2 protein-coding genes are annotated in these 2027 nt (G+C 74.1%); one reads left to right on the top strand and one right to left on the bottom strand.

Annotation, left to right across the window (positions count from 1 at the left end):
* Window positions 1-1026: bifunctional transcriptional activator/DNA repair enzyme AdaA (locus C1I95_RS33570; RefSeq protein ID WP_111220101.1), on the bottom strand; the 1026-nt coding region annotated here is incomplete at its 3' end.
* A gap of 547 nt (window positions 1027-1573) precedes the next feature.
* On the opposite strand from C1I95_RS33570, the gene C1I95_RS33575 reads away from it, so the two are divergent.
* A partial coding sequence (locus tag C1I95_RS33575; protein WP_111220103.1) for a hypothetical protein occupies window positions 1574-2027 on the top strand: 454 nt, incomplete at its 3' end.

Raw genomic sequence — 2027 nt, forward strand, 5'->3', positions numbered from 1 at the left:
GAGGTGGGTTAGCAGGTGGGTGAGGGTGGTGCGGGCGGAGGCCAGGGAGACCTGCTGGGTGGCGATGGCGCGGACGGCCATCTCGAAACCGTCCACCGCGCGGGGCACGCGGACGCCGGGCTCGGCGGCCACCGCGGCGGCCAACGCCGGATCGGCGCCGAGCGTCTGGTCGACGGCGACCGGGTCCGCGTCGAGGTCGAGCAGGCGCCGGCAACGGGCCACGGCGGGGGACAGGTCGCGCAGGTCGGTGAGGCGCAGCGTCGCCGCAACGTACCCCTCCGCCGGGGTCAGGGCCGCCTCGCCGGTGCCGTGCGGCAGCCGCAACCCCCGGCGGTACGTCCCGTCGCGCACCTCGTCCACCCCCGGCAGCGTGCGCCGGGCGAGGAAGTCGAGCAGCGCGACGGCGTGCAGCGGGGGACGGTACGCCAACCGCAGGCTGACCGTGCCGGCCCCGCCAGCAGCCGGCCGGCGACCGGTGCGCAACTGCGACGGGGCCGCAGCGTAGACCTCGCGGACGGTGTCGTTGAACTGCCGGACGCTGCCGAATCCGGCGGCGAACGCGATCTCGGCCATGCCCAGGTCGGTGGTCTCGATCAGGGTACGGGCGGTCTGCGCGCGCTGAGCCCGAGCCAGCGCCAGCGGTCCCGCACCCAGTTCCGCCCGCAGCATCCGGTGCAGGTGCCGCTCGGTGTACCCGAGCTGGGCGGCCAGCCCGGGCACACCGGCTCGGTCGACCACCCCGTCGGCGATCAGCCGCATCGCCCGGCCCACCACGTCGGCGCGGACGTCCCACTGCGGAGAGCCGGGGGAGGCGTCCGGGCGGCACCGACGGCAGGCGCGCAGACCGGCGCCCTGAGCCGCCGCCGACGAGGGGAAGAACCGGACGTTCTGTCGCTTCGGGGTCACCGCCGGGCAGGACGGCCGGCAGTAGATCCCGGTCGAGGTCACGCCGGTGTAGAACCAGCCGTCGAACCGCTGGTCGCGGCTGTCGACAGCCCGGTAGCACCGCTCAAAGTCCAGTTCCACGTCACCGATGATGCGCCCCTCCCCAGCACACCGGCTGGCGGAATTCGGACCTGGGTGTAAGGAAGGGCACCTTGTGACGCCTGCGGTAGAGAAAGGGCCCCTTATTAACGCCCGAGGCCGGGTGGCGCCGCTGCGACTCCGGGGCCGGGTGGCGCAGCGGCTCTCCTGGCGGCGGGCGTTGTCGGCGCCCTGGGTGTTTGTCGTTCGAGGTTGATAGTCGGTCGGGCGGCTACGGCTGTACCCGCGTCAGGCTGGCTGCCCCTCGTGCCCGGGCAAAGATCGTGCTCGATCCAGGATCGAGTGGCCTCACCGCGACTGCCAGGCCACTCGATCCTGGATTGGGCGCGTTCGTGGCTGGCGGCTGACCCTCGGTCGGGCCTGGGCGGGTGATCGGGGGTAGCGGGCGGTGCGGGTCTGGGTCGGTAACGAGCGGTGCGGGTCTGTGGCGGTCACGAGCCTGCGGAGTTGCTTGGGGTTGGTACGAGGCCGCGGAAAGTGTCGGGTGTGGTCGGTAGCGTGCGGCCACCAACTCAAGAAGGGTGCGGCGATGGTGAGCGTGGCGGGTCGGGCGGCGGCGTCGAGGGACGGGCACCCCCCGCCGGACGAGGTCGTGGTCCAGCGCTTCTACGACCGGATGCGTGCGGTCGCCCCCGCCGCGGTCGGTGCCATCGAACGCGACCGCGCCGGCGACCCGGGCCGCGCCTTCGGCGACACCGCCTGCGGCCGGCTGCTGCGCTCCCTCGACCACGACGGCGCCCGGGCGCTAGGCATGTGGGTGCACCACTGGTGCATGCGCTTCTACGACGACGACACCCGGGCCGCGCTGCGGTTGCTCCGGGAGATCGCCAGCCGCCCCGCGCTGGGCTGGACGGCCGACGAGGTCCACTGGATGCTCCGGGAGTCGCACACCGCCGGCTCGGCCGCCGCCGCCCGGTTCACGCTGCCGCTGGCCGCCGCCGCCGAGCTGGCCCCCGGCACGCTGCGGATCGGCGCAGTGATCC

The sequence above is a fragment of the Micromonospora craterilacus genome (assembly GCF_003236315.1).
Classification (GTDB): Bacteria; Actinomycetota; Actinomycetes; order Mycobacteriales; family Micromonosporaceae; genus Micromonospora; species Micromonospora craterilacus.